Here is a 26,597-nt window from a genome sequence, read left to right as displayed (position 1 = left end):
ATGAAGCTAAACATCGACCTCGGCAAATACGTTATTACCGGAACCAAACACGACCTGATTCTTAGTGAAAGAGGAATTATCAAAGAAGGCGAGAATGCAGGGAAAGAAACACTAAGCCGTATCGGTTATTACAGCAAGTTTGAGCATCTGGTCAAAGAGTTATGCAACCGTGAAATCCTGTTATCTCAGGCGCAGACGCTACAGGATATTCAGCAGCATATCGAGACTTTAGGTGTATCACTTAGCATGGCTATTGACCAGTTCGTGGAGAGTAAATCATGAGATGACTTGCATACAATCCCGGCATTCTTCCGGCAGAAATGATTATTCGCAAACGCGTAAAGCCAATGCCATCGAGAGAGGAATTGCTTAAGAGAAATTCTTTTCCGTCAGTAAATCAAAACAAATATCTGAATGCGATGTGGCGCAAAGGAGGCAAGCAGTGAGTGTATATCTTATTGATAAACGTCGACGTGGGCAACAAATACCACCTGTAGGAATTCCGAATCACACATGGTTTTGCGTACTTGATATCGATGGTATGGATGCTTTGGTTGACACTCGTCATTACTGCGATACCGCAACAGCTACTCCGGCGAAAGCAAAGAAAATGGCTGCTCTGATAGAAAACTGGACTCCACCTGATGGTTGGTGCAATGGGAATGATCGAGATTGGCACGAAAAAATGAAGGGCTACATCTGCGATTTCTTACGTAAATGCAACGGATTCAGGGTGATGTGACATGAACAAGATTGACTATCAGGCACTGCGTGAAGCGGCAGAGAAAGCAACGTGGGGAGACTGGGACTCATATAAACCACACCGTGGCGCACGTGGTTATGAGGTCCGACTAAGTAGTCAGGCCATTGCGCAACACGTTCTGAAAAACAACGCTGAATTTATTGCTGCCTTTAATCCAAAGATTTCTTTGGCACTGCTGGATGAACGGGAAAGAAACAAGCAATACATCAAACGCCGTGACCAGGAGAACGAGGATATTGCGCTAACGGTAGGGAAACTGCGTGTTGAGCTTGAGGAAGCAAAATCAAAACTCAACGAGCAACGCGAGTATTACGAGGGAGTAATCGCGGATGGAAGTAAGCGCATAGCAGAACTGGAGGAGCGGGAAATACTGCTCCCGGAACGTAGCAGCATGCTTCATCGAACAGATTTTCACGATGATTACCAAACGGTAATGGCATACAAAGTTTCTGAAGTCATCGATGCAATCCGCGCTACTGGCATTCGCATCAAAGGAGAGTGATATGGCGTTAACACACCGCGAACTCTGTCAGATTGCGTACAAATTCCTTAAGCGCAACGGGTTCAAGGTTTGTTTTCATGACCGCTTTATAGCTGTAACCAGTACCGGAGAACAGCCAGATGCTATGGGATTCAGAAATTCAGCATCATGCCTGATAGAGGCGAAATGTTCTCGTGCTGACTTGTTGGCAGATAGAAAAAAGCGTTTTCGTAAAAATCCGTCTCTTGGAATGGGCGACTGGCGATTCTTTATTAGTGAGCCGGGAATTATTTCAATTGAGGATTTACCACCTGGCTGGGGATTACTTCACGTTGTTAACGGAAGAGTACGGAAAGTACATGGGTGGCCCAAGGGTAATTGCTGTTGGGGTAATCCTGACGATAAGCCATTTACTGGAAATAAGCAGGTTGAATGCGATTACATGTTATCTGCATTAAGGCGCATGGAGTTGAGAGGGCACCTTAATGAAATATATGACGGTGTAATTGTTAATAAGAAAGAAGGAAACGCGGCATGAATTCTATTACCAAAGAACGTATCGAATTATTCATTAAAAATCCGCTTGGAAACGGGCTTACCCGTGGCGAACAAATGGAACTGGCACGAATTGCACTGGCATCACTGGCAGCAGTATCGGATGAACGAGCAGCCTATGAATTATTTATGGAGAAGCGTTTCGGGGAATCTGTAGATCGCCGCAGGGCGAAAAATGGCGATAGAGAATACATGGCATGGGATATGGCGCTTGGCTGGATTATCTGGTGTCACCGCGCCGCCATGCTTCAGGGAGGCCAACCTGTAAGCCAAACTTACAAGTTTCCAGTTAATACACCTTGCCAGGATGCGCCAGCCCATATCTGGCTGCAAACAGCTGGAGTATGGCCAGAAGATGGCGAGTTAAGCGAATTAACGTGGTGCAGCCACAATCAGCACCATGATGACACGCTATATGTTCGAGCTGACTTGGTAAATGGCAATTCTCAGGTAACTCCGGATGGTTGGATAAGCTGTAGTGAGCGAATGCCCGCTCAAGATGATTGGATTTTAATTTATTCAAAGCACGGTGAGTATATGGCAGGACAGGTGCAAGGGGAATACGTGGAGTTGAGCGACGGCACTTTATCCTGGTTAGGGAACGCCTTGTTCTGGATGCCGCTACCAGAACCGCCGCAGGAGGTTAACCGTGGCTAACCTGCAACTTGCCGTCAAAGGTGAATACTTCGATGCCATGATTCGCGGAGAGAAAACGGAAGAGTATCGCCTGTGTAATGACTACTGGAATAAGCGAATTATGTTCCGGGAGTATGACCGCCTGATTATCACAAAGGGATATCCGAAGCGCGACGATTCCAGCCGCAGAATTGATATTCCGTATGACGGATATGAAATCAAGACAATCACACATCCGCACTTCGGTGATAAACTGGTAAAGGTGTTCGCGATAAAGGTGAATATCAGCAATGAATAACAATCCTCGCACTCGCGGGGATTTCTTTTATCTGAACTCGCTACGGCGAGTTTTGTTTTATGGAGATGATAAATGCACTTCCGAGTCACAGGTGAATGGAATGGAGAACCATTCGACAGGGTTATCGAAGCAGAGGACATCAACGACTGCTATAACCACTGGATGATATGGGCGCAGATAGCACATGCAGACGTAACCAATATTCGAATTGAAGAACTGAAAGAACACCAAACCGCCTGATGGCGGTTTTTTATTACCTGATTTGCAGGTTCGATTCCCTATTCGGAGATAGCACTCATGCAACACGAACTACAGCCTGATTCACTGGTTGATTTGAAATTCATCATGGCCGATACTGGCTTCGGTAAAACCTTCATCTATGACCGGATTAAGTCCGGCGACCTGCCAAAAGCCAAAGTTATCCACGGGCGAGCAAGATGGTTATATCGTGACCATTGTGAATTCAAAAATAAGCTCTTAAGCCGCGCCAATGGGTAAAATAGCGGGTAAAATATTTTTCACATCTAAAAAACACCATTCCAATCAATCCCCTGCCGCCTCAAGTAGATGTCTGCAGGGGACACCATTTATCCTTCCAACGAAATCTACCTTCCCCGCGTAAAAGTTGGGTTTGGCAGCACACTTGCCCTAAATCTACTCATTTTCCCTGCAACAGGTTGAAATCTCAGCACTGTGCGGCGATGACTAAACAGCCCCGGGCCTGGCAATGTAATCATCACACAGAATCCTGATCGCGAAATCTGGCTTGACTCGATACTTCACTCCGCAATGCATTCCTTGATGGATTAGCAGGCCCGTGATACACGGGACAGGTCGCTGAATTACGACAATATCCTGGAAATCAGCGAACCGCGTATCCTGAGTACATTTGAGCGACTGTTCCAGAACATGAATGAGGCGTTTGGATTAGGCGATTATTAGCCGCGCTAAGCATTTTGGTATTATTATTTTCCGGTTGAGGGATATAGAGCTATCGACAACAACCGGAATGAGTTTACGTCTATATTGCAGAAGGTACAGGCGTTTCCATCACCATTTGCTCACGTTTTTTACTCAGGAAGAAAATGCCAAATAACAACATCAGGCAGACAATACCCGAAATTACGAAGAAAACCGTCTGGTAACCTGCATGGTCAAAGAGTATTCCAGTCGGCGTTGAAAGCAACACAATCCCCAACGAACTGGCAATTTGAAAACCAATCAGAAAGATCGTCGACGACAGGCGCTTATCAAAGTTTGCCACGCTGTATTTGAAGACGGAAATGACACACAGTGGAACCTCAATGGCATGTAACAGCTTCACTAATGAAATAATCCAGGGATTAACGAACAGTGCGCAGGAAAGAATACGCAACGCCATAATCACAACACCGATAAGTAATGCATTTTTTGGCCCTACCCGATTAACAAAGAAAGGAATAATGGCCATGCACAGCGCTTCGAGTACAACCTGGAATGAGTTGAGATAACCATACAGGCGCGTTCCTACATCGTGTGATTCGAATAAACCTGCATAAAAAACAGGAAAGAGCTGTTGATCAAAAATGTTATAGAAAGACCACGTCCCCACAATAAATATGACGAAAATCCAGAAGTTTCGATCCTTGAAAACTGCAATAAAATCCTCTTTTTTTACCCCTCCCGCATCTGCCGCTACGCACTGCTGATCCTGATATTTAAAACGCATGTTGATCATCATAAATACAGCGCCAAATAGCGAAACCAACCAGAAGTTGATATGGGGACTGATACTGAAAAATATGCCAGCAAAGAACGCGCCAATCGCATAGCCAAAAGATCCCCAGGCGCGCGCTGTTCCATATTCGAAATGAAAATTTCGTGCCATTTTTTCGGTGAAGCTATCAAGCAGACCGCAGCCCGCCAGATACCCCAAGCCAAAAAAGAGCGCCCCCAAAATTAGACCTACAGAAAAATTGCTTTGCAGTAACGGTTCATAAACGTAAATCATAAACGGTCCGGTCAAGACCAGGATGAAACTCATACACCAGATAAGCGGTTTCTTCAGACCGAGTTTATCCTGGACGATGCCGTAGACCATCATAAATAGAATGCTGGTAAACTGGTTGACCGAATAAAGTGTACCTAATTCCGTCCCAGTCAACCCTAGATGTCCTTTCAGCCAAATAGCGTATAACGACCACCACAGCGACCAGGAAATAAAAAAGAGAAATGAGTAACTGGATGCAAAACGATAGTACACATTTCTGAATGGTATATTCAGTGCCATAATTACCTGCCTGTCGTTAAAATATTCACGTCCTATTCAGAGACAAGAACGGCCTCGCCGTTTATTTCTCACTATTCCAGATCTTGTCGACATGGCAGCGCTGTCATTGCCCCTTTCGCCGTTACTGCAAGCGCTCCGCAACGTTGAGCGAGATCGATAATTCGTCGCATTTCTCTCTCATCGGTCTCTAATCCTGTAGAGGAAAGACCTGTGAGTAACCCGGCAACGAACGCATCTCCCGCCCCCGTGCTATCGACACAATTCACAGACATTCCAGCAAAATGGTGAACTTGTCCTCGATAACAGACCACCACCCCTTCTGCACCTTTAGTCACCAACAGCATGGCGATCTCATACTCTTTTGCCAGAGCACATATATCCCGATCGTTCTGTGTTTTTCCGCTGATAAGTCGCCATTCTTCTTCCGAGAGCTTGACGACATCCGCCAGTTGTAGCGCCTGTCGCAAACACAAGCGGAGCAAATGCTCGTCTTGCCACAGATCTTCACGAATATTGGGATCGAAGCTGACAAAACCTCCGGCATGCCGGATCGCCGTCATCGCAGTAAATGCGCTGGTACGCGAAGGTTCAGCAGACAACGCAATAGAACAGAGATGTAACCATTCGCCATGTCGCCAGAAGGGCAAGTCAGTCGTCTCTAAAAAAAGATCGGCACTAGGGCGGACCATAAACGTAAATGAACGTTCCCCCTGATCGTTCAGATCGACAAGCACCGTGGATGTTCGGTGCCATTCATCCTGCTTCAGATACGTGATATCGACTCCCTCCGTTAGCAGCGTTCTTTGCATTAACGCGCCAAAAGGATCATCACCCACCCGGCCTATAAACCCACTTATTCCGCCTAATCTGGCGATTCCCACCGCAACGTTAGCTGGCGCGCCGCCAGGACAAGACAGTAGGCGCCCGTCTGATTCAGGCAAGAGATCGACAACCGCATCCCCTAAAACCCATACTTTGGCTGACATTTTTTTCCCTCAAATTCATCTGACTTACGCATAGTGATAAACCTCTTTTTCGCAAAATCGTCATGGATTTACTAAAACATGCACATTCGATCACAAAACGTCATAGTTAACGTTAACATTTGTGATATTAATCACATTTATAAAGATAAGGGGCTTTATTTTTATAAAAGTTAACGTTAACAATTCACCAAATTTGCTTAACCAGGATGATTAAAATGACGCAATCTCGATTGCATGCGGCGCAAAACGCACTAGCAAAACTTCACGAGCGCCGGGGGAATACTTTTTATCCCCATTTTCACCTCGCGCCTCCAGCCGGGTGGATGAACGATCCAAACGGCCTGATCTGGTTTAACAATCGTTATCACGCGTTTTATCAGCATCACCCGATGAGCGAACACTGGGGGCCAATGCACTGGGGACATGCCACCAGCGACGATATGATCCACTGGCAGCACGAGCCTATTGCGCTAGCGCCAGGAGACGAGAATGACAAAGACGGGTGTTTTTCAGGTAGTGCTGTTGATGACAATGGTGTCCTCTCACTTATCTACACCGGCCACGTCTGGCTCGATGGTGCAGGTAATGACGATGCAATTCGTGAAGTACAATGTCTGGCTACCAGCCGGGATGGTATTCATTTCGAGAAACAAGGTGTGATCCTCACTCCACCAGAAGGAATCATGCACTTCCGCGATCCTAAAGTGTGGCGTGAAGCCGACACCTGGTGGATGGTAGTCGGGGCGAAAGACCCAGGCAACACGGGACAGATCCTGCTTTATCGCGGTAGTTCATTGCGTGAATGGACTTTCGATCGCGTACTGGCCCACGCTGATGCGGGTGAAAGCTATATGTGGGAATGTCCGGACTTTTTCAGCCTTGGCGATCAACATTATCTGATGTTTTCCCCGCAGGGAATAAATGCCGAGGGATACAATTATCGAAATCGCTTTCAAAGTGGTGTAATACCCGGAATATGGTCGCCAGGACGACTTTTTGCACAATCCGGGCATTTTACTGAACTTGATAATGGGCATGACTTTTATGCACCACAAAGCTTTTTAGCGAAGGATGGTCGGCGTATTGTTATCGGATGGATGGATATGTGGGAATCGCCAATGCCCTCAAAACGTGAAGGCTGGGCAGGCTGCATGACACTGGCGCGCGAGCTATCAGAGAGCAATGGCAAACTCCAACAACGCCCGGTACACGAAGCTGAGTCGTTACGCCAGCAGCATCAATCAATCTCTCCCCACACAATCAGCAACAAATATGTTTTGCAGGAAAACGTGCAAGCGGTTGAGATTCAGTTGCACTGGGCTCTGAAGAACAGCGATGCCGAACATTACGGATTACAGCTCGGCACGGGAATGCGGCTGTATATTGATAACCAATCTGAGCGACTTGTTTTGTGGCGGTATTACCCACACGAGAATTTAGATGGTTACCGTAGTATTCCCCTCCCGCAGCGTGACACGCTCGCCCTAAGGATATTTATCGATACATCATCCGTGGAAGTATTTATTAACGACGGGGAAGCTGTGATGAGTAGCCGAATCTATCCGCAGCCAGAAGAACGGGAACTGTCGCTCTATGCCGCCCACGGAGTGGCCGTGCTGCAACATGGAGCACTCTGGCAACTGGGGTAACATAATATCAGGTGGAACAACGGATCAACAGCGGGCAAGGGATCTGCGTTACCCTTCCCCCTTCACGACCTTCAATAATATGCAATGCAGCTTCCCGCCCGATAATGTCATGTGGAAGCTGAATTGTGGTCAGCGGCGGTAAAAACAGATGCCCGACGCCAACCAGATTATCAAAGCCCATTACGGCGACATCCTGCGGGATACGTACCCCCTTCGCCAGAAGAACCTGATAAGCAACAAAGGCTGCGCGATCGTTACCACAAATCAGAACATCAAAATCTGGTTTTCCAGACTGGAAGTGGGCATTGAGTATACTTGCGAGATCGGTGTAGTGATCATCACCTATGACCATGTGAAATTGTTTCACCTCAGCCAGATCTCGTCCAGCATCACGCCAGGCCTGCTCAAATCCCTGCCGACGATACCCTGTTGCCAACGCACCTTCCGGTAGCCAGAAGCATAACGGTTGACGATAGCCTGCCGCGAGCAAATGCTGTGTTGCTTCATATTGGGCAGTGTAATCATCAGGGATATAACTGGGTAACGCTGGGTCATCCGCCACACAGTTCGCCAATACAATATTTTCACCATGCAGAGACTCAGGCAGCGTGATATGCCTCAGTCCCATTGTAGTATAGATAATGCCATCCGGACGGAGGGCAAGCAGCTGACGTGCCGCGCGGGCAGCGTCATCTTCAGAAAAAATATTGATTAAAAAACTATTCCAGCCAAACTCGCTGGCGGTTTGTTCAATGGCAAGCAGAATATCAACAGAGAAAGGAGTGGTAGCAGTATCCTGCGCCAGCACGGCGAGAGTCGACGGCTTACGTCCCTGAGCGCGCATCTTACGAGCGGAAAGATCAGGAACATAATTCAGGGTTTGGATTGCCTGCAATACGCGGTCACGCGTTGCAGGACGCACAGATTCTGCATTATGCATCACCCGGGAGACAGTCATCATCGACACTCCCGCCAGGCGTGCGACATCCTTTAATGAAGCCATACCCAAGCCGTTTGCCGTAAAACGGGCACTGTAGCAGAAACAGACGTCACTGGCGAGATCCAGCGATATTCTCAACGTCCTATCACCCGACACGACAATACAGTAAAAAATAACAAGAATTCCCGGACAATTGTAACCAATTCCGCCTCTGTTCTCGCAACGAGTCACCATGCAGACAAGTAGGTAAAACATGCCGACTGGCATCATCCACCCGGAGAAAAAATATAAATATGGATCATTGTGCTGTGGCTGTAACCAGACATCAGCCCGGAAATTATTGCGATTGGCTGCACGATCGTTACGGACTCGCTTTTCTGGCATGAAACAATTTTGCGGCGCTACGCTCAGTGAAACATATAAATACTATACGACAGCGACATTTATCGCTTCAGTCGTCGCTCTGGCGGGCACATTCCTGCTGTCATTTATCATCGAAGCGCAAAGAGACATATTATGGAAAACGCTAAAATGAACTCGCTCATCGCCCAGTATCCGTTGGTAAAGGATCTGGTTGCTCTTAAAGAAACCACCTGGTTTAATCCTGGCACGACTCTATTGGCTGAAGGTTTACCTTATGTTGGCCTGACCGAACAGGATGTTCAGGACGCCCATGCGCGCTTATCTCGTTTTGCCCCTTATCTGGCAAAAGCATTTTCTGAAACTGCTGCCACTGGAGGGATTATTGAATCAGAACTGGTTGCGATTCCGGCTATGCAAAAACGGCTGGAAAAGGAATATCAGCAACCGATCAGCGGACAACTGTTACTGAAAAAAGATAGCCATTTGCCTATTTCCGGCTCCATAAAAGCACGCGGCGGGATTTATGAAGTCCTGGCACATGCAGAAAAACTGGCTCTGGAAGCAGGGTTGCTGACGCTTGAAGATGACTACAGCAAACTGCTTTCTCCGGAGTTTAAGCAGTTCTTTAGCCAATACAGCATTGCTGTGGGCTCAACCGGAAATCTGGGGTTATCAATCGGTATTATGAGCGCCCGCATTGGCTTTAAGGTGACAGTACATATGTCTGCTGATGCCCGGGCATGGAAAAAAGCGAAACTGCGCAGCCATGGCGTTACGGTCGTGGAATATGAGCAAGATTATGGTGTTGCCGTCGAGGAAGGACGTAAAGCAGCGCAGTCTGACCCGAACTGTTTCTTTATTGATGACGAGAATTCCCGCACGTTGTTCCTTGGGTATTCCGTCGCAGGCCAGCGTCTTAAAGCGCAATTTGCCGAGCAAGGTCGTATTGTCGATGCTGATAACCCTCTGTTTGTCTATCTGCCGTGTGGCGTTGGCGGTGGTCCTGGTGGCGTCGCATTCGGGCTTAAACTGGCGTTTGGCGATCATGTTCACTGCTTTTTTGCCGAACCCACGCACTCCCCTTGTATGCTGTTAGGCGTCCATACTGGATTACACGATCAGATTTCTGTTCAGGATATTGGTATCGACAACCTTACCGCCGCGGATGGCCTTGCAGTTGGTCGCGCATCAGGCTTTGTCGGGCGGGCAATGGAGCGTCTACTGGATGGCTTCTATACCCTTAGCGATCAAACCATGTATGACATGCTTGGCTGGCTGGCGCAGGAAGAAGACATTCGTCTTGAGCCTTCAGCACTGGCGGGTATGGCCGGGCCTCAGCGCGTGTGCGCATCAGTAATTTACCAACAGATGCAAGGTTTCAGCACAGAACAACTGCGTAATGCCACTCATCTGGTGTGGGCGACAGGAGGTGGAATGGTGCCGGAAGAAGAGATGAAGCAATATCTGGCTAAAGTCCGTTAATAACGTTTCACCGCAGCATCGCCATCCTTTCCCTGGGTGAGCGATGCTGCCTGATAATATCCATATAAAATGATGGTACAGGTTCAAAATTCCGCGGACTTACCTGCTCTAGCCTCCTCTTTTTACCATCACCCAACGCCTTTCGCTGTAAACGGCGGTCTCGCGAACCAAACTAAAACTGTAAGTAAGATAAAAGCAATAGCCGCCATACGGAAAATCTCATTTGCAGAAATAGAAAGTGACTGCTGGGTTATTTCATTATTAATTTCATTAAGAACCCCTGAAAGCGAACCATAGTATTTATCCATAATTTGTGATGATGAATTAAACACGGGGTTAAATTGATCGATGGTTGCTGTCAACTGACTATGGTGTAACGATTCGCGTCGTCCCCACAACGTCATTGTCAACGACGTACCAACTGATCCTGACAGGGTACGAAAAAAATTACTCATACTCGAGGCATTGGCAAATTTATTATCTGGCAACCCTGAAAACGAAATCGTTGTTAAGGGTAAAAAGAAACAGGCAACGGCGAATCCCTGGAAAAACTGTGGCAAAATGATGCCTGTGAAATCAATCGTTGGCATAAATGTCACAGAACGCCAGTAATAGCAAACCGCATACATCAAAAAACTAAATGTAACCAATGCACGCATATCAATTTTGTTGCCATAACGTCCTATTAAAGGCGATATTAATAGTGGCATTATGCCGATTGGCGCATAGGCAAGCCCGGCCCATATCGCATTATACCCCATAGTTTCCTGCAGCAACTGCGGCATAAGTACAATCGCCCCAGAGTAAAATAAATATGCACATGTGATACACACAATACCAATGGTGAAATTACGCGACTTGAATAAACTGAGGTCAAGAATTGGGTTCTCTGAGGTCGACTCCCAAATTACTAAAGAGATCAGAGAAATAATTGACACTATTGTTAATATTATGATTGTACTCGAGTTAAACCAATCCAGATCGCGCCCTTTATCAAGCATAATTTGCAAGCCACCAACACCGAGCACTAACAGGGTCAACCCTGGTAAATTCATTTTGACCGGTGAAGTTTCAGTTTCTCTTCCTTTAAGTAAAGTTAAACATAATGTCAGGACGATAATCCCCATAGGGACATTGATTAAAAATATCCATCCCCAACTAAAGTTATCACAAATATAGCCACCCAATATCGGCCCACAAATCGGAGCGATAATTACGGTCATTGACCATAACGCCAAAGCAAATGTTCTTTTTTCTGGCGGATAATTCCTTAATAATAAACTCTGTGACAATGGAATTAACGGCCCCGCCATTAATCCCTGGACGACTCTAAAAAATATAAGAACATCAAGATTAGTCGAAAGACTACACATTAATGAAGACAGCGAAAAGAAGGTTACTGATAGTAAAAATAACCTTAATTCGCCTATTCTTTGTGCCAGCCTGCCGGTAACAGGGATCGCAATGGCATTTGCTACGCCAAACGATGTGATAACCCATGTGCCTTCGTCAGTTGATGCTCCGAGAAAGCCAGATATTGTGGGTATTGCGACGTTAGAAATAGTGGAGTCCAACATTTGCATAAACGTCGCTAATGACAATGCAATAGTGACGCACCATAACGTCCCACCGGTTAATGGTGCCGGAGTTGATTTAGTGATTGCCATTAAAGTTGTCCATTATGAGAAATAATGTTGTTAATCTCTTTTTCTATCGGACTGGTATCGATAACTAAGGCCTTACTGGTGTAAGCAGGCATGGACGTCACGGATGAAGCCAGATCAGGCATATCGGCAATGTCTTCGTTCTTGGTATCAATGGTTGCAGTCATCGATAAACCAATGCGCAAGGGATGTTCCATGAGTTCTTTTGGATCCAGAGACACCTCAACCGGTACACGCTGAACGATTTTGATCCAGTTCCCTGTCGCATTTTGTGCAGGTAATAAGGAGAACGCATTGCCGGTTCCCATATTGATCCCTGTCACCCGACCATGAAACACAACATTTTCACCATAAAGATCGCTGATTATATTAACCGATTGACCAATCCGTACATCCGTGAGTTGTGTTTCTTTAAAGTTGGCATTAACCCACATTTGACGTGCCGGTACGACAGCCATTAACGATTGTCCAGGACTCACTGTTTCGCCAACCTGCACACTTCGCTGGGCAATATAACCAGTAACCGGACTCTTAATATCCGTACGCTTAAGCGCTAACCAGGCTTCTTTGGTTGCATCCGCAGCTTCAACAACTTGTGGCTGGCGATTTAATGGTGTGTTCATTACTAAGGCTTTGTTCGCTTTATAAGCCTGAATAGCTGCATTCAATGCCGCTTTGCTACTTATTAACGTATCTTTGGTGTGCTCCAGCGTTTCTTTTGAAATAACCCCCTGCTTTGCTAGCGGCACACGACGATTATAATCTTCTAAAGATTGTTGATACTGGATACGTGCTGAAGCGACTTCGGCACTGTATTGTTTATCCTGTAAGTATAGTTTATTCGTTTGTCGCACAATATTTGCCAGATTATTTTTAGCTTTATTGAGTGCAATCGTAGCATCAGTTTTATCCAGTGAAACTAAAATGTCACCCTGTCGAACAAAGTTCGTATCTTTATGATTAACGACAGTGACACTGCCTGAGACTTGTGCAGAAATTGGATCAGCATTCCCCGTAACATAGGCGTCATCTGTACTAATCATGTCTTCTAATTCCAGTGACCAATAGGCATAGGCTCCTGAAAACGCAATAAATAAAACCACTGCTAATAAAGCAAAATATTTTCTTCTGTCAGAATGTTTTTTATTTGAATTAATCTGTTCCACTATTATCTCTCATTTCGCATAGATGAAATTTATGAATTGAATGAAAAGAGTATTCATTCTTCATATCAAACACAGTGCATGTGTTACACATTATCCCAGGAACGTTGGAGGCCTAATTTAAAGGAGTTGCAGAAGATACAACAGAGGACTAAACCGTGACTTTTGCAATACAATTCTTACGCCTGTAGGATTAATAAGAAGCCTTATAGTACTCATTTGAAACTATAAGTTAGCGGTATTATCCCTGATTTTATTGTTGACATTTCATTTATGCCGACTATTTATATGGTATACTTTTTGAATTATCTTAAAGGAAGCTCAAATTTTCTTATTTTGATTGAGAAAATGAGATGATGCCTTATGTCTGTATTACTACAGGGAGAAGGGAGATGCTTCATTGCAAAGGGAATAATCTATGAACGCAATAATTATTGATGACCATCCTCTTGCTATCGCAGCAATCCGTAATTTATTGATCAAAAACGATATTGAAATCTTAGCGGAGTTGACTGAAGGGGGAAGTGCCGTTCAGCGGGTGGAAACACTTAAACCTGATATCGTCATCATTGATGTCGATATCCCCGGAGTTAACGGTATCCAGGTGTTAGAAACGCTGAGGAAGCGCCAATATAGCGGAATTATTATTATCGTCTCCGCTAAAAATGACCATTTTTACGGGAAACATTGTGCTGATGCAGGCGCTAATGGATTCGTGAGTAAAAAAGAAGGCATGAACAATATCATTGCGGCTATTGAAGCTGCAAAAAATGGCTACTGCTATTTCCCTTTCTCTCTCAACCGGTTTGTTGGAAGTTTAACGTCCGACCAGCAAAAACTCGACTCCTTATCGAAACAAGAAATTAGTGTCATGAGGTATATTCTTGATGGCAAGGACAATAATGACATTGCGGAAAAAATGTTCATCAGCAACAAAACTGTCAGCACGTATAAAAGTCGCCTGATGGAAAAATTAGAATGTAAATCACTGATGGATCTTTACACATTCGCGCAACGTAACAAAATCGGCTAATCACATGAAGTTTTTACCCTATTTTTTTCTTCTCTGTTGTGGTCTTTGGTCGACCATAAGTTTCGCAGACGAAGATTACATCGAATATCGTGGCATCAGTAGTAACAACCGTGTCACGCTTGATCCACTACGTCTGAGCAACAAGGAATTACGTTGGTTAGCGAGCAAAAAAAATCTTGTGATTGCAGTACACAAGTCCCAAACGGCTACGTTGTTGCATACCGATTCGCAGCAACGGGTTCGTGGTATTAATGCGGATTATTTAAATCTTTTAAAAAGAGCGTTAAATATCAAATTAACACTCCGGGAATACGCAGATCATCAAAAAGCAATGGACGCGCTTGCAGAAGGTGAAGTCGATATAGTGTTATCACATTTAGTTACTTCTCCGCCTCTTAATAATGACATTGCTGCAACCAAACCATTGATAATTACCTTTCCGGCGCTGGTAACCACCCTTCACGACTCAATGCGACCGCTTACCTCACCAAAACCAGTAAATATTGCTCGGGTAGCAAATTACCCCCCAGACGAGGTAATTCATCAATCATTTCCAAAAGCAACAATTATCTCTTTTACAAATTTATATCAGGCATTAGCATCCGTTTCTACCGGACATAATGATTACTTTATTGGTAGTAACATCATTACCAGCAGTATGATTTCCCGCTATTTCACTCACTCCTTAAATGTAGTGAAATATTATAACTCGCCGCGTCAATATAATTTTTTCTTGACCAGAAAAGAATCCGTCATTCTTAATGAAGTACTCAATCGGTTTGTTGATGCTTTAACAAATGAAGTTCGCTATGAAGTATCACAAAATTGGCTTGATACAGGAAACCTGGCCTTTCTGAACAAACCATTAGAACTCACTGAACATGAAAAACAGTGGATTAAGCAACATCCCGATTTAAAGGTGCTGGAAAATCCTTACTCCCCTCCCTATTCTATGACTGATGAAAATGGCTCGGTTCGGGGCGTTATGGGGGATATTCTTAATATTATTACCTTGCAAACAGGTTTAAATTTTTCTCCGATCACCGTTTCACACAATATCCATGCCGGAACACAGCTTAATCCCGGTGGATGGGATATATTACCTGGTGCTATTTATAGTGAAGATCGAGAAAATAATGTTTTATTTGCTGAAGCCTTCATAACAACGCCTTACGTTTTCGTCATGCAAAAAGCGCCTGATAGTGAACAAACTTTAAAAAAAGGAATGAAAGTTGCCATTCCATATTATTATGAGCTTCATTCGCAATTGAAAGAGATGTATCCGGAGGTTGAGTGGATACAAGTCGATAATGCTAGCGCTGCATTTCACAAGGTTAAGGAAGGTGAACTTGATGCCCTGGTCGCGACACAGCTAAATTCGCGTTACATGATCGACCATTACTATCCTAATGAGCTTTATCATTTTCTTATTCCCGGCGTTGAGAATGCATCGCTTTCGTTCGCTTTTCCTCGCGGAGAACCAGAACTTAAGGATATTATTAATAAAGCATTGAATGCAATTCCCCCAAGCGAAGTTCTGCGCCTGACGGAAAAATGGATCAAAATGCCCAATGTGACCATTGACACATGGGACCTCTATAGTGAGCAATTTTACATTGTTACGACTTTATCCGTTTTATTAGTTGGCAGTAGCCTTTTATGGGGATTCTACCTGTTACGCTCAGTTCGTCGTCGTAAGGTAATTCAGGGTGATTTAGAAAACCAAATATCATTCCGGAAAGCACTCTCGGATTCCTTACCGAATCCAACTTATGTTGTAAACTGGCAAGGTAATGTCATTAGTCACAATAGTGCATTTGAACATTATTTCACTGCTGATTACTACAAAAATGCAATGTTACCATTAGAAAACAGTGACTCCCCCTTTAAAGATGTTTTTTCTAATGTGCATGAAGTCACAGCAGAAACGAAAGAAAACAGAACAATATATAGCCAAGTTTTTGAAATTAATAATGGTACTGAAAAAAGATGCATTAATCATTGGCATACATTATGTAATTTACCTGCAAGTGACAATGCAGTATATATTTGTGGTTGGCAAGATATTACCGAGACGCGTGATTTAATTCATGCACTCGAAGTAGAAAGAAATAAAGCGATCAATGCAACTGTCGCAAAAAGCCAGTTCCTGGCAACAATGAGTCACGAAATAAGAACACCAATAAGCTCCATTATGGGCTTCCTGGAACTTCTGTCGGGTTCAGGTCTTAGCAAGGAGCAACGTGTGGAGGCGATTTCACTTGCTTACGCCACCGGACAGTCGCTCCTCGGCTTAATTGGTGAAATCCTTGATGTCGACAAAATTGAGTCGGGTAACTATCAACTTCAACCACAATGGGTCGATATCCCTACTTTAGTCCAAAACACTTGTCATTCTTTCGGTGCGATTGCTGCAAGCAAATCCATCGCATTAAATTGCAGCAGCACGCTTCCTGAACGCTACCTGGTTAAAATCGACCCTCAAGCATTTAAGCAGGTGCTGTCTAATTTACTGAGTAATGCCCTTAAATTTACCACCGAGGGGGCAGTAAAAATTACGACTTCCCTGGTTCATATTGATGACAACCACGCTGTTATCAAAATGACCATTATGGACACCGGAAGCGGATTATCGCAGGAAGAACAACAACAACTGTTTAAACGCTATAGCCAAACAACAGCAGGTCGTCAGCAAACAGGTTCTGGTTTAGGCTTAATGATCTGCAAAGAATTAATTAAAAACATGCAGGGCGATTTGTCATTAGAAAGTCATCCAGGCATAGGAACGACATTTACGATCACAATCCCGGTAGAAATTACCCAACAAGTGGCGACTGTCGAGGCAAAAGCAGAACAACCTATGACACTCCCTGAAAAGTTGAGCATATTAATCGCGGATGATCATCCGACCAACAGGCTATTACTCAAACGCCAGCTAAACCTATTAGGATATGATGTTGATGAAGCAACTGATGGTGTGCAAGCGCTACACAAAGTCAGTATGCAACATTATGATCTGCTTATTACTGACGTTAATATGCCGAATATGGATGGTTTTGAGTTGACTCGCAAACTCCGTGAGCAAAATTCTTCCTTACCCATCTGGGGGCTTACAGCCAACGCACAGGCTAACGAACGTGAAAAAGGGTTAAATTGCGGCATGAACTTATGTTTGTTCAAACCGTTAACCCTGGATGTACTGAAAACACATTTAAGTCAGTTACACCAGGTTGCGCATATTGCACCTCAGTATCGCCACCTTGATATCGAGGCCCTGAAAAATAATACGGCGAACGATCTACAACTGATGCAGGAGATTCTCATGACTTTCCAGCATGAAACGCATAAAGATCTACCCGCTGCGTTTCATGCGTTAGAAGCTGGCGATAACAGAACTTTCCATCAGTGTATTCATCGCATCCACGGTGCGGCTAACATCCTGAATTTGCAAAAGTTGATTAATCTTAGCCACCAGTTAGAAATAACGCCCGTTTCAGATGACAGCAAGCCTGAAATTCTTAAGTTGCTGAACTCTGTTAAAGAACACATTGCAGAGTTAGACCAGGAGATTGCGGTTTTCTGTCAACAAAATGACTAAATAGCGGTTCCCACAATGTTCAAATGTGGGAGCTATTTACCAGCACATCTAACATTTACGATGAGAATTCCTGGCGAATTTGTTCCCCATGCTGGTCGAGCGTTGCCGCTCCCGGCATAACATGCGGGTCCGCACAGCCGCTGATTTTTATCGGATTACCCGGCATCATTATTCCGCCAGCTTCAATCAACATATTTCTCGCCTGAGTTTGTGGCAAATTAATGGCCTCAGCCACACTTAATAGCGGCGCTACAGGCACACCAACTTCATTTATTCTGGCTAACCAAACTTCAGCTGCCTGCGTTTTTAACGTCCGCTCAATATATTGTTTAAGAATAGCTTGATTTTGTACACGTAAAATATTGCTGTTAAATCGGAGATCATCAACAAGTTCCGTCAGATCCAGTGCCTGGCATAACGCAGAAAAAAGCTTGTCATTACCACAACAAATAGTAATTGGTTTATCCTGAGTATCGAACACATCAAAAGGAGCCATGTAGGGATGGCGATTTCCCAGGCGTTGTGGTGACTTCCCTGTCGCGATATATGCCATCAGTCCATGCTCCAGAAAACTCAGAGTGGCATCAAACATCGCGATATCGACATGCGCCCCTCGCTGGCTCTTTTCGCGGCCATAAAGCGCACTCACGATTCCACTGAATAAATAGACACCGCCACAGAGATCTGCAAGAGAGGTGCCAACACGCACTGGCGGAGCATCAGGATATCCCGTTTCCATCATTATTCCACTCATTGCCTGAATAATGGTATCGTAGGCCGGAGCATCTTTTAGCGGACCGGTATGTCCGAAACCTGACGATGAAGCATAGATGAGACGTGGGTTGATTTCTTGTAGCGTTTCCCACGAAAACCCCATTTTTTCCATTGTACCTGGGCGGAAATTCTCGGCTAATACATCAGCTTGTTTAAGCATATTTATAAATATACTTTTATCGTGGTCATTCTTTAAATCAAGAACCACACTCTCTTTGCCATGATTAATAAAACTGTAATAGAGTGACTGTCCATCCACATAGGGACCAAATGTGCGGGTATCATCACCATGACCTGGCGGCTCAACTTTAATTACCCTTGCGCCCATATTACAAAGAAGTTGAGTTCCGAAAGGCCCATTAAGGACATGAGTCATATCAATAACTAATAACCCTTCAAATGGGCCTTTGCTTTCAGTATTTGTCATTTGCTTATGCCTTGAAAAAAAGCCGAAGGTGAAAAGACTCTTCGGCATTTATGAAAATTAATAACATGATTAATTATGAAACCAGTCGACTGACATAAATCCACAAGGGAGCCGTGACGACAAAACCCAGCACGCTAACAGCCAATGACGCTGTACCAGTGCGGGTGTAGACATTAAACCGGCTGGCAATAATGATTCCGGAGAATGCCGGCGGTAATGCGCCTGCCAGTACCATCATCTGCAGATGTTCGCTGTTCAAATGACATGCCATACCAACGAGAAGCAGTGCCAGTGGCATCAGAATCAGCTTCAGGAAGGTGTTATAAGCAATTTCAGCACTGAACTCGAATTTATGTGCAGCCAGAGTCAACCCCGCAGCGAATACCGCTACCCCTGAGTTAGCCTTCGCAATCAGATTAAAGGTTGGGTCCCATGCTGCCGGAATTTTTACCCCAACCAACACCAGGATCGTTGCCAGAACAGGTGCCCATACGACTGGCTCCTTTGCCGCAGAGATTAACGCGCTCAGATTGCTATTCTTCTTACCATCCGCTCCTGAGGAGGGATTCAGCAAATACAGACCAATAGGAATAGTAATTGCGTTAACAATAATAGAAATAATTGCTACCACTAAACCTGTTGATACGGAATCACCATAAATAGGGTCGAGAACTGCAAACCCCAGGAATCCAATGGTAGGTGAACCTGCAATTAATGCACATACTGCTGCTTCTGCATGGGTACGTTTAAAAAATTTGTAGCAACCAAACCAGGAGAAAAAGAAACATCCGACAATAACCACAAGTGATACAAGGGTCAGGCGAGTGTCCGCAAAAATCATTTCCCTGTTTGCCCGGGTAATAGAAACAAATAGGGCCGCAGGAAGAGCGTAGTTTAATACCAGTTTATTAAATGCCCGGGCTTGATCTTCTGAAAAAGTTTCTCGTCTGCCGCTAAAATAACCCAACAGCATGATTACGATAATAGGCAATAAATCGCCAATAAAAAATGTTAGCATAATAGTATTTCCGATAAGGGTCCCCTCACCATCGATAATGAGTTGGCAAGAGGAGACGATGTCAGTATTTAATTACCAGCGACTTGTTTTGGGTTAAGTTTGGTAATATGGCCACTTTCAGTTCCTGCTGCTGGGTCGATGACCACATTAATAATGGTCGGTTTGCGCGACTGAATACCGGTGGTTAAAGCATGACGAAGTTCATCTGTCGTGGTGACGTTATATCCAACGCCACGAAATGCATCCATTAATTTGTCATACCTTGCATGGTGCAATAGATCTGTTGGTGATGGTGCACCAGCGCCACTGAGATCAACACCGTCTCCTCTGTAGATGCCGCCATTATTAAAAATAACGATTGTCACCGGCAGGTTATATCGACAAATCGTTTCAATCTCCATCCCACTGAAACCAAAAGCACTATCACCTTCAATGGCGACAACCGGAGAACCAGAGGTCACGCTAGCACCGATGGCATAGCCCATACCGATGCCCATGACACCCCAGGTGCCACAATCCAGACGACGACGTGGTTTATACATATCAATAATATTTCGTGCATTATCCAGAGTATTTGCCCCTTCATTAACTAAATAAATATCCTGGTTCTCGCGCAATACATCGCGCACCGCACTCAATGCATTAAAGTAATTTAATGGTTGGGTATCTGTACTTAACTTTTCATGCATTTTTTGCGCATTTTGCTGCTTGTGGATATTTAAAATATCGCGCCACACCAGTGGAGTCGTAAATGTGTTTTGTTTCAGTTCTGCCAGCATACCGTGCATACTGGATGCAATATCGCCAACGACTGGCACAGCAATGGGGCGGTTGCTGTCAATTTCCTGCGGTTCTATATCCAGTTGAATAAACTGTGTATCTGCCGCCCATCCTTTTTTACCGTGCGCCAGTAACCAATTCAGTCGCGCCCCAACAAGCATGACAACATCAGCATTTGCCAGCGCAAACGAACGCGCAGCCGCCGCAGAAAGTGGATGCGTATCTTCCAGGATCCCTTTCGCCATAGACATTGGCAGGAATGGAATCTGGGTACTTTCAATAAACTCACGAAGCTGCTCATCAGCTTGTGAATACGCCGCGCCTTTACCAAGGATAATTAATGGCCGTTCTGCTTTTGCTAACAGCGAAATTGCACTAGTGACTGACTTCGGGCATGGCAATAACGCTGGCGATGGGTTTTCAACTTTAACAATAGTGGCTAATGCCTCGTCTTTTTCCATCGTCGCAGCCAGGACATTTGCTGGCAAATCAAGATAAACACCGCCAGGGCGACCCGAAACGGAGACCCGGATAGCGCGTGCCAACGCAATGCCAAGATCCTGCGGCTGGTTAACGCGGAATGCCGCTTTGGCATAGGGTTTTGCCGCATTCATTTGGTCCAGCTCTTCATAATCACCTTGCTGGAGATCAACGATCGCGCGATCGCTGGAGCCGCTGATCATGATCATCGGAAAACCATTTACTGTTGCGTTGGCCAATGCGGTCAAACCATTGAGGAATCCTGGCGCAGAAACGGTCAGGCAGATCCCTGGCTTTTGGGTAAGAAAACCGCTTGCCGCAGCCGCATAGCCTGCAGATTGCTCATGACGAAAACCAATATAACGAATGCCTTCCGCCTGGGCATGGCGCGCCATATCCGTCACAGGAATACCTACAACACCATAAATAGTGTCAATATTATTCTGTTTTAATGCTTCAACGATGATATGCATACCATCTGTCATTTGAAGTTGATCTGACATGATTAATAACCTCGAAATTTTTATAAATTGGGAGCCAGAAGCCCCCGTTAATATCAGATGGCGTGGTTTTGCTTCATTGCAGCAATTTCATCGTCGCTATAACCCAGCTCCTGCAATACAGCAGCGGTATGTTCACCTAATAGCGGCGCAGCTTTAATATCCGGCGTAAAGGCAGAGAATTTCATTGGACAACCAACTGTCAGATATTTTCCACGCAACGGTTGCTCCACTTCGACAACACTGCCACTTTGGCGCAAAGAGGGATCAAGTGAAATTTCTTTCATACTTAAAACCGGTGCACAAGGAATATCAAACTGAGTCAAATAGGCCACCGCTTCATGTTTATCAATAGTGACAGTGTATTTTTCGATTTCAGCAAAAATATCGAAAATATGTGGCTGTCGGGCATGAGCTGTACTGTATGCCGGATCGGTAATCCATTCTGGTTTGCCGATAGCTTTACAGGTGTTTTCCCAGTTTTGCTCCTGAATAGTGAAATAAATATAGGCGTTAGGATCGGTTTCCCAGCCTTTACATTTCAGGATCCAGCCAGGCTGACCGCCACCACCCGCATTACCACCGCGTGGTACTGCGTCGCCAAATGTGCCATTCGGATACTGCGGGTATTCTTCCAGATAACCCAGCTTATCGAGGCGCTGCTGGTCACGTAATTTCACGCGGCAAAGGTTCAACACGGCATCCTGCATTGACATGGTAACTCGTTGCCCACGCCCCGTTTTTTCGCGATGCAGCAAAGCAGCAAGTAAACCGATCAGCAAATGCATTCCGGTGTTGCTGTCACCCAACGCTGCAGCGCTTACCAGCGGCGGGCCGTCCCAAAAACCCGTAGTGGATGCCGCGCCACCCGCTGCCTGAGCAACGTTTTCATAGGCTTTTACATTCACATAAGGCGAACACTCATCAAACCCTTTGATCGAACCAAAAATCAAACGTGGATTGATTTCCTGAATATGCTCCCAGGTGAAGCCCATGTGATCAATGGCCCCTGGATGAAAGTTCTCGACTAAGATATCAGCTTCGCGGATCAGCTTTTCCATTACCTCTTTGCCTTCCGCTGTTTTGGTATTTAATTCAATAGAACGTTTGTTGCTGTTAAGCATGGTGAAGTAAAGTGCATCGATATCAGGAATATCTCGCAGCTGGCGACGCGTTACGTCACCAACGCCGGGACGTTCAATTTTAATGACGTCAGCGCCAAACCACGCCAGCATCTGAGTACAAGATGGGCCAGATTGCACACCGGTGAAATCGAGAACTTTAATTCCTTGAAGTGGAGTTGACATAGCAATACCTATTAGTTAATTAAATATATGTTAATTTAGCGTTTATTTAAGGCATAACGCCCTCTATAAATAATCCGCAAAATATCGTCGTAGCTGCACTCGATATTTTTAAATTCCTGTATCAAGTGCTGAAAATCATTTCATCGCCACTTCCAATTCCTTTTTGCATGGTAAGTAGTGAGGACGAAAAGAAGAATATGATAAATATTGGTTTGCGGTAATCAGAGAGAGCCGCGACATTTGTGATGTTATTCTTACAACTGTAAGAAGCGATTGTGATTTACAGTTAGGGAAATGATTACGATTTTTAAATCGTACCATAAAACATAACATAAACAATGATTTCGTGATGACACGGGATTATTGATGTTTACTTTGAGGAATAGAAAATGCGTGTTTATAGAACCGCGAGCGCCAAATAATTTTATGACCACAATCGGTCGTATTGTGGTCATAAAAAATTGTCGCCTGGAGGGAGTAAAATCTTTTACTTCAATATGCTGCCTATCAGCATTAGTTCACAAACAGTGCTTCGCTATCGACGATGATTCCATCTTCCGCACCTTTAAGCGCCAGGTTTGCCTCGTAGTATTGCTTTTTATCAAGCAGTTTCTGCGCATCAGCAAGTGCATTACGAGTCTGTTTAAGCGGCATCAGATATTGGTTTTCCATTACGCCAACACCGGCCAGGCGAAGCTCTTCCATTGCGCCCTTTTTATCTCCTTTCGCCATTTTTTCATTCGCAATTTTTATCGCTGCTTCTTTTTCTGGTGTCGCTACATAACTCTCAGAAATTCCGACAGATGCATTAATGACAATATATTGGTCATCATTGATATTGGTCTTTTTACCTGGTTTAGCGAACTTTGCCCATTCAGTACTGTCATCTGACAGCAAAGCGGAAGCTTCATTGGTCAGTTCTTTTGCCTTTTCCGGATCGCCATGAAACAGAGCCAGGCGCGCTACCTGCACGTCACGCATCGCATATAAACCCTGTTCAGAGATACGCTCTGCTGCTACAGTTTTCTGGGTTTGCTGAACTTGCTGAGTTTGCTGTTGTGCTGCTACCGGTGCATTATCAGCAGCCCATACAGTTGATGATGCCAAAATCGCTGTGACCATCGTAGCCATAATTAAACGTTTCATACTTACCTCATTCTTTAACAGTTTTAGAAAACGCCGCCATCATATTGGGTGAGCATGAAATGAGAAATCAGAGAGCAACGGTCATTTTGAAAGGGTTATCTTACAGTTGTAGTTATTATCGCAAGAAGTATTTTAGTCTTACAATTGTAGGAATATGCTTCCTGTCGCAGAGAACTATTCTTATATACCACAAAGAGATGTCATTTATTATATCGATGTAAATACTGATTAATTAAATGTAAATACAGCCATAACATCGTAGGTTCTCAGTGAGCCATTCTCAGGATAACTTTCTATGAAAGTAAACTTAATGCTTTTTAGCTTATTTTTATTGGTCTCTATTATGGCATGCAATGTTTTTGCATTTTCCATTTCTGGTGGTGGAAGTGAGACGAGCTATAAAGAGACAGAAAAAACATCAGTGATGACGACAACTCATTCTACAAAACTTCAACCATCACAGGCGATTTTGTTTAAGATGAGAGAAGATGCGCCACCATTAAATCTCACAGAAGACATCACGCCCCCTTTTCCGACAAAGGCGAATTATCTTATTCATCCTGTGCGATAGCGTCTGTCACATGGCAGGTGAACAATCATATCTGTTGATGATGTGAGCACCTGCCCAAATGATCCATCCTGAACTACTACCGCCTGCCATACCCCACCATAAAGCGAATCATCAAGCCACAAGCCGGGGCAAGAAACATAAATATCCCCGTCACTAGTTCATTACCGCCAGTTAACCACATGGTGAAGTAGTAAATGAGTGCAGCGAGGATCACCATGCCGAAGAAAGAAGAGACCGCCGAGACCACGTTCAGTACCTGACCGATGTATCCGCTTACGCAGACAATGCACAGGGCGAGAAACATCCATAAATAAATCATAGCTCAACCTCCTGCCGCGCTAAAAAACCTGTAACTTCAGTCACTTTAATAGTAAGACAATCCTTAACCTCTGGCAATTTTTGCTAAGCATCAATGAAAACAGCATGTTAAATGCAACACTGTTGCGTACGGAAAAATATTTACTTTGCACGATTAATAATCAGTAGCTGAAAGCAGTCAGCGAGTGATAAAGTACAGATACCGCATTCATGCTCCTCGTGGTTATGTCCTGACTAGTCTTTACACTCTTTACAGGAACCATTGTCGTACATGATGGCCCAATCAATTGAGTGTACCGCTGTCGACATGGAATCTTCTGCGATACAACAATTCGTATCTACAGAAGGTAACTATGTTTCCAAAATGCAAATTTTCCCGCGAGTTTCTACATCCTCGCTACTGGCTCACATGGTTTGGGCTTGGTGTACTCTGGCTTTGGGTACAGCTTCCTTACCCTGTTCTCTGTTTTCTCGGCACGCGTATCGGCACGATGGCGCGACCATTCCTGAAACGTCGTGAATCTATCGCCCGTAAGAACCTGGAACTTTGTTTCCCACAGCATTCTGCTGAAGAGCGCGAGAAGATGATTGCCGAAAACTTTCGTTCACTCGGCATGGCGCTGGTAGAAACCGGCATGGCATGGTTCTGGCCCGACAGTCGCGTACGTAAATGGTTTGATGTTGAAGGGCTGGATAACCTCAAACGCGCACAACTGCAAAATCGTGGCGTGATGGTTGTCGGCGTCCATTTTATGTCGCTGGAATTAGGCGGCCGCGTGATGGGACTATGTCAGCCAATGATGGCCACCTATCGTCCGCATAATAATCAGCTGATGGAATGGGTGCAGACCCGTGGTCGCATGCGCTCTAACAAAGCGATGATCGGCAGAAATAATCTGCGCGGTATTGTCGGTGCGCTGAAGAAAGGTGAAGCCGTATGGTTTGCTCCCGATCAGGATTATGGTCGTAAAGGTAGCTCCTTCGCACCGTTCTTTGCGGTAGAAAATGTTGCCACAACCAATGGCACCTATGTCCTCTCTCGTCTCTCTGGCGCAGCCATGTTGACCGTAACGATGGTCAGAAAAACGGATTACAGCGGATATCGGTTGTTCATCACCCCTGAAATGGAAGGCTACCCGGCAGATGAAAATCAAGCCGCTGCCTATATGAACAAGATTATCGAGAAAGAGATTATGCGCGCACCTGAGCAATACCTCTGGATCCACCGTCGCTTTAAAACGCGCCCGGTGGGTGAATCGTCGTTATACATTTAACAAACTGCTCTTACTCTTTCCCTCCTCAAATCAGCCATAATAACCTCATGGTTTTTATGGCTTTTTTCTTAAGGTTTTTTCCTTCGCTGAATCTCTAATTATTACCGTCAGAAATTAAACTG

At 44.8% G+C, this 26,597-nt stretch carries 24 protein-coding genes and 3 pseudogenes; 16 read left to right on the top strand and 11 right to left on the bottom strand.

All coding sequences use genetic code 11. The features are described 5' to 3' along the window. The 9 genes and pseudogenes from BEB54_RS00145 to torI all read left to right on the top strand — a co-directional run bounded on the left by BEB54_RS00145 (position 1) and on the right by torI (position 3,231). Positions 1 to 282 (top strand): DUF5405 family protein, encoded by a 282-nt coding sequence (locus BEB54_RS00145; protein ID WP_000773123.1) that lies wholly within the window; start codon positions 1 to 3, stop codon positions 280 to 282. A 5-nt stretch (positions 283 to 287) separates the two neighbouring features. Continuing rightward, positions 288 to 446: pseudogene (locus BEB54_RS00140) on the top strand (DUF2737 family protein); the annotation flags it as partial. Then, the gene (locus BEB54_RS00135; protein ID WP_000118152.1) at positions 443 to 742 is read left to right on the top strand and encodes a DUF7739 domain-containing protein; all 300 of its coding nucleotides are present in this window, start codon (positions 443 to 445) and stop codon (positions 740 to 742) included. The pseudogene BEB54_RS00140 and the gene BEB54_RS00135, both read left to right, overlap by 4 nt. A 1-nt stretch (position 743) precedes the next feature. Continuing rightward, the gene (locus BEB54_RS00130; protein WP_105282089.1) at positions 744 to 1,265 is read left to right on the top strand and encodes an ead/Ea22-like family protein; all 522 of its coding nucleotides are present in this window, start codon (positions 744 to 746) and stop codon (positions 1,263 to 1,265) included. Between the two features lies 1 nt (position 1,266). Further along, positions 1,267 to 1,445, top strand: a pseudogene (locus BEB54_RS28490) (hypothetical protein). A 411-nt stretch (positions 1,446 to 1,856) separates the two neighbouring features. Further along, positions 1,857 to 2,456, top strand: coding sequence for a DUF551 domain-containing protein (locus tag BEB54_RS00120; RefSeq protein WP_236943371.1), 600 nt, complete (start codon positions 1,857 to 1,859; stop codon positions 2,454 to 2,456). Beyond that, positions 2,449 to 2,733, top strand: a complete 285-nt coding sequence (locus tag BEB54_RS00115; RefSeq protein WP_105282087.1) for an ASCH domain-containing protein — start codon at positions 2,449 to 2,451, stop codon at positions 2,731 to 2,733. The genes BEB54_RS00120 and BEB54_RS00115 overlap by 8 nt, the downstream gene beginning before the upstream one ends. A gap of 72 nt (positions 2,734 to 2,805) precedes the next feature. Next, entirely contained in the window at positions 2,806 to 2,973 is a 168-nt protein-coding gene (locus BEB54_RS00110; RefSeq protein WP_032320906.1) for a hypothetical protein, read from the top strand. Positions 2,974 to 3,030: 57 nt separating this feature from the next. Beyond that, positions 3,031 to 3,231, top strand: coding sequence for a response regulator inhibitor TorI (gene torI / locus BEB54_RS00105; protein ID WP_001163428.1), 201 nt, complete (start codon positions 3,031 to 3,033; stop codon positions 3,229 to 3,231). A 523-nt stretch (positions 3,232 to 3,754) separates the two neighbouring features. On the opposite strand, the gene BEB54_RS00095 is transcribed toward torI, so the two are convergent. Both BEB54_RS00095 and BEB54_RS00090 read right to left on the bottom strand, forming a co-directional pair. Beyond that, positions 3,755 to 5,002 carry an oligosaccharide MFS transporter gene (locus BEB54_RS00095; RefSeq protein WP_001197033.1) on the bottom strand — a complete coding sequence of 416 codons (1,248 nt, stop codon included), beginning with the start codon at positions 5,000 to 5,002 and terminating at the stop codon, positions 3,755 to 3,757. A gap of 71 nt (positions 5,003 to 5,073) precedes the next feature. Then, positions 5,074 to 5,988 (bottom strand): aminoimidazole riboside kinase, encoded by a 915-nt coding sequence (locus BEB54_RS00090; RefSeq protein ID WP_105277557.1) that lies wholly within the window; start codon positions 5,986 to 5,988, stop codon positions 5,074 to 5,076. Between the two features lie 215 nt (positions 5,989 to 6,203). Here BEB54_RS00090 and cscA point away from each other — a divergent pair, with 215 nt between their 5' ends. Continuing rightward, entirely contained in the window at positions 6,204 to 7,637 is a 1,434-nt protein-coding gene (gene cscA / locus BEB54_RS00085) for a sucrose-6-phosphate hydrolase (RefSeq protein WP_105277558.1), read from the top strand. 7 nt (positions 7,638 to 7,644) lie between these two features. Here cscA and BEB54_RS00080 read toward each other — a convergent pair whose 3' ends face one another. Next, positions 7,645 to 8,640: a LacI family DNA-binding transcriptional regulator gene (locus tag BEB54_RS00080; RefSeq protein ID WP_105277559.1), complete on the bottom strand. Its 996-nt coding sequence runs from the start codon at positions 8,638 to 8,640 to the stop codon at positions 7,645 to 7,647. A 255-nt stretch (positions 8,641 to 8,895) separates the two neighbouring features. Between BEB54_RS00080 and BEB54_RS00075 the strand changes: the two are divergent. Both BEB54_RS00075 and dsdA read left to right on the top strand, forming a co-directional pair. Continuing rightward, a pseudogene (locus tag BEB54_RS00075) lies at positions 8,896 to 9,112 on the top strand (GntT/GntP/DsdX family permease); the annotation flags it as partial. Next, complete coding sequence (gene dsdA, locus BEB54_RS00070) at positions 9,094 to 10,422, top strand: D-serine ammonia-lyase (RefSeq protein ID WP_105277560.1); 1,329 nt, start codon at positions 9,094 to 9,096, stop codon at positions 10,420 to 10,422. The pseudogene BEB54_RS00075 and the gene dsdA, both read left to right, overlap by 19 nt. A gap of 128 nt (positions 10,423 to 10,550) precedes the next feature. Here the strand turns inward: dsdA and emrY are convergent, their stop codons facing one another. Further along, positions 10,551 to 12,089, bottom strand: a complete 1,539-nt coding sequence (gene emrY, locus BEB54_RS00065; RefSeq protein WP_039020914.1) for a multidrug efflux MFS transporter permease subunit EmrY — start codon at positions 12,087 to 12,089, stop codon at positions 10,551 to 10,553. After that, positions 12,089 to 13,252: a multidrug efflux MFS transporter periplasmic adaptor subunit EmrK gene (gene emrK, locus BEB54_RS00060; RefSeq protein ID WP_105277561.1), complete on the bottom strand. Its 1,164-nt coding sequence runs from the start codon at positions 13,250 to 13,252 to the stop codon at positions 12,089 to 12,091. Before emrK ends, emrY begins: the two co-directional genes overlap by 1 nt. 415 nt (positions 13,253 to 13,667) lie before the next feature. On the opposite strand from emrK, the gene evgA reads away from it, so the two are divergent. Beyond that, complete coding sequence (gene evgA, locus BEB54_RS00055; RefSeq protein WP_000991370.1) at positions 13,668 to 14,282, top strand: acid-sensing system DNA-binding response regulator EvgA; 615 nt, start codon at positions 13,668 to 13,670, stop codon at positions 14,280 to 14,282. A 4-nt stretch (positions 14,283 to 14,286) separates the two neighbouring features. Next, the gene (gene evgS / locus BEB54_RS00050) at positions 14,287 to 17,880 is read left to right on the top strand and encodes an acid-sensing system histidine kinase EvgS (RefSeq protein ID WP_105277562.1); all 3,594 of its coding nucleotides are present in this window, start codon (positions 14,287 to 14,289) and stop codon (positions 17,878 to 17,880) included. A gap of 55 nt (positions 17,881 to 17,935) precedes the next feature. Here the strand turns inward: evgS and yfdE are convergent, their stop codons facing one another. The 5 genes from yfdE to BEB54_RS00025 form a co-directional block, all read right to left on the bottom strand. Next, positions 17,936 to 19,081: a CoA:oxalate CoA-transferase gene (gene yfdE, locus BEB54_RS00045; RefSeq protein ID WP_105277563.1), complete on the bottom strand. Its 1,146-nt coding sequence runs from the start codon at positions 19,079 to 19,081 to the stop codon at positions 17,936 to 17,938. Between the two features lie 73 nt (positions 19,082 to 19,154). Continuing rightward, positions 19,155 to 20,099, bottom strand: coding sequence for a transporter YfdV (yfdV, locus tag BEB54_RS00040; RefSeq protein ID WP_000955028.1), 945 nt, complete (start codon positions 20,097 to 20,099; stop codon positions 19,155 to 19,157). Between the two features lie 68 nt (positions 20,100 to 20,167). Further along, positions 20,168 to 21,862, bottom strand: a complete 1,695-nt coding sequence (gene oxc / locus BEB54_RS00035) for an oxalyl-CoA decarboxylase (protein WP_039020916.1) — start codon at positions 21,860 to 21,862, stop codon at positions 20,168 to 20,170. Positions 21,863 to 21,915: 53 nt separating this feature from the next. After that, positions 21,916 to 23,166 carry a formyl-CoA transferase gene (frc, locus tag BEB54_RS00030; protein ID WP_000106772.1) on the bottom strand — a complete coding sequence of 417 codons (1,251 nt, stop codon included), beginning with the start codon at positions 23,164 to 23,166 and terminating at the stop codon, positions 21,916 to 21,918. A 513-nt stretch (positions 23,167 to 23,679) separates the two neighbouring features. Continuing rightward, a complete protein-coding gene (locus BEB54_RS00025; RefSeq protein WP_000825610.1) occupies positions 23,680 to 24,312 on the bottom strand; it encodes a YfdX family protein in 633 nt (210 codons plus the stop codon). A gap of 295 nt (positions 24,313 to 24,607) precedes the next feature. Here BEB54_RS00025 and ypdI point away from each other — a divergent pair, with 295 nt between their 5' ends. After that, entirely contained in the window at positions 24,608 to 24,883 is a 276-nt protein-coding gene (gene ypdI / locus BEB54_RS00020; protein WP_000867670.1) for a colanic acid biosynthesis lipoprotein YpdI, read from the top strand. A gap of 76 nt (positions 24,884 to 24,959) precedes the next feature. Here the strand turns inward: ypdI and BEB54_RS00015 are convergent, their stop codons facing one another. Further along, a complete protein-coding gene (locus tag BEB54_RS00015; protein WP_000639883.1) occupies positions 24,960 to 25,202 on the bottom strand; it encodes a YfdY family protein in 243 nt (80 codons plus the stop codon). 352 nt (positions 25,203 to 25,554) lie between these two features. Here BEB54_RS00015 and lpxP point away from each other — a divergent pair, with 352 nt between their 5' ends. Continuing rightward, the gene (gene lpxP, locus BEB54_RS00005; RefSeq protein WP_000484014.1) at positions 25,555 to 26,475 is read left to right on the top strand and encodes a kdo(2)-lipid IV(A) palmitoleoyltransferase; all 921 of its coding nucleotides are present in this window, start codon (positions 25,555 to 25,557) and stop codon (positions 26,473 to 26,475) included. Positions 26,476 to 26,597: the final 122 nt, after the last annotated feature.

Origin of the sequence: Escherichia sp. MOD1-EC6021 (assembly GCF_002965245.1) — a bacterium.
GTDB classification, from domain to species: Bacteria; Pseudomonadota; Gammaproteobacteria; order Enterobacterales; family Enterobacteriaceae; genus Escherichia; species Escherichia coli_F.
This window is presented reverse-complemented; position numbering and strand designations above follow the sequence as displayed.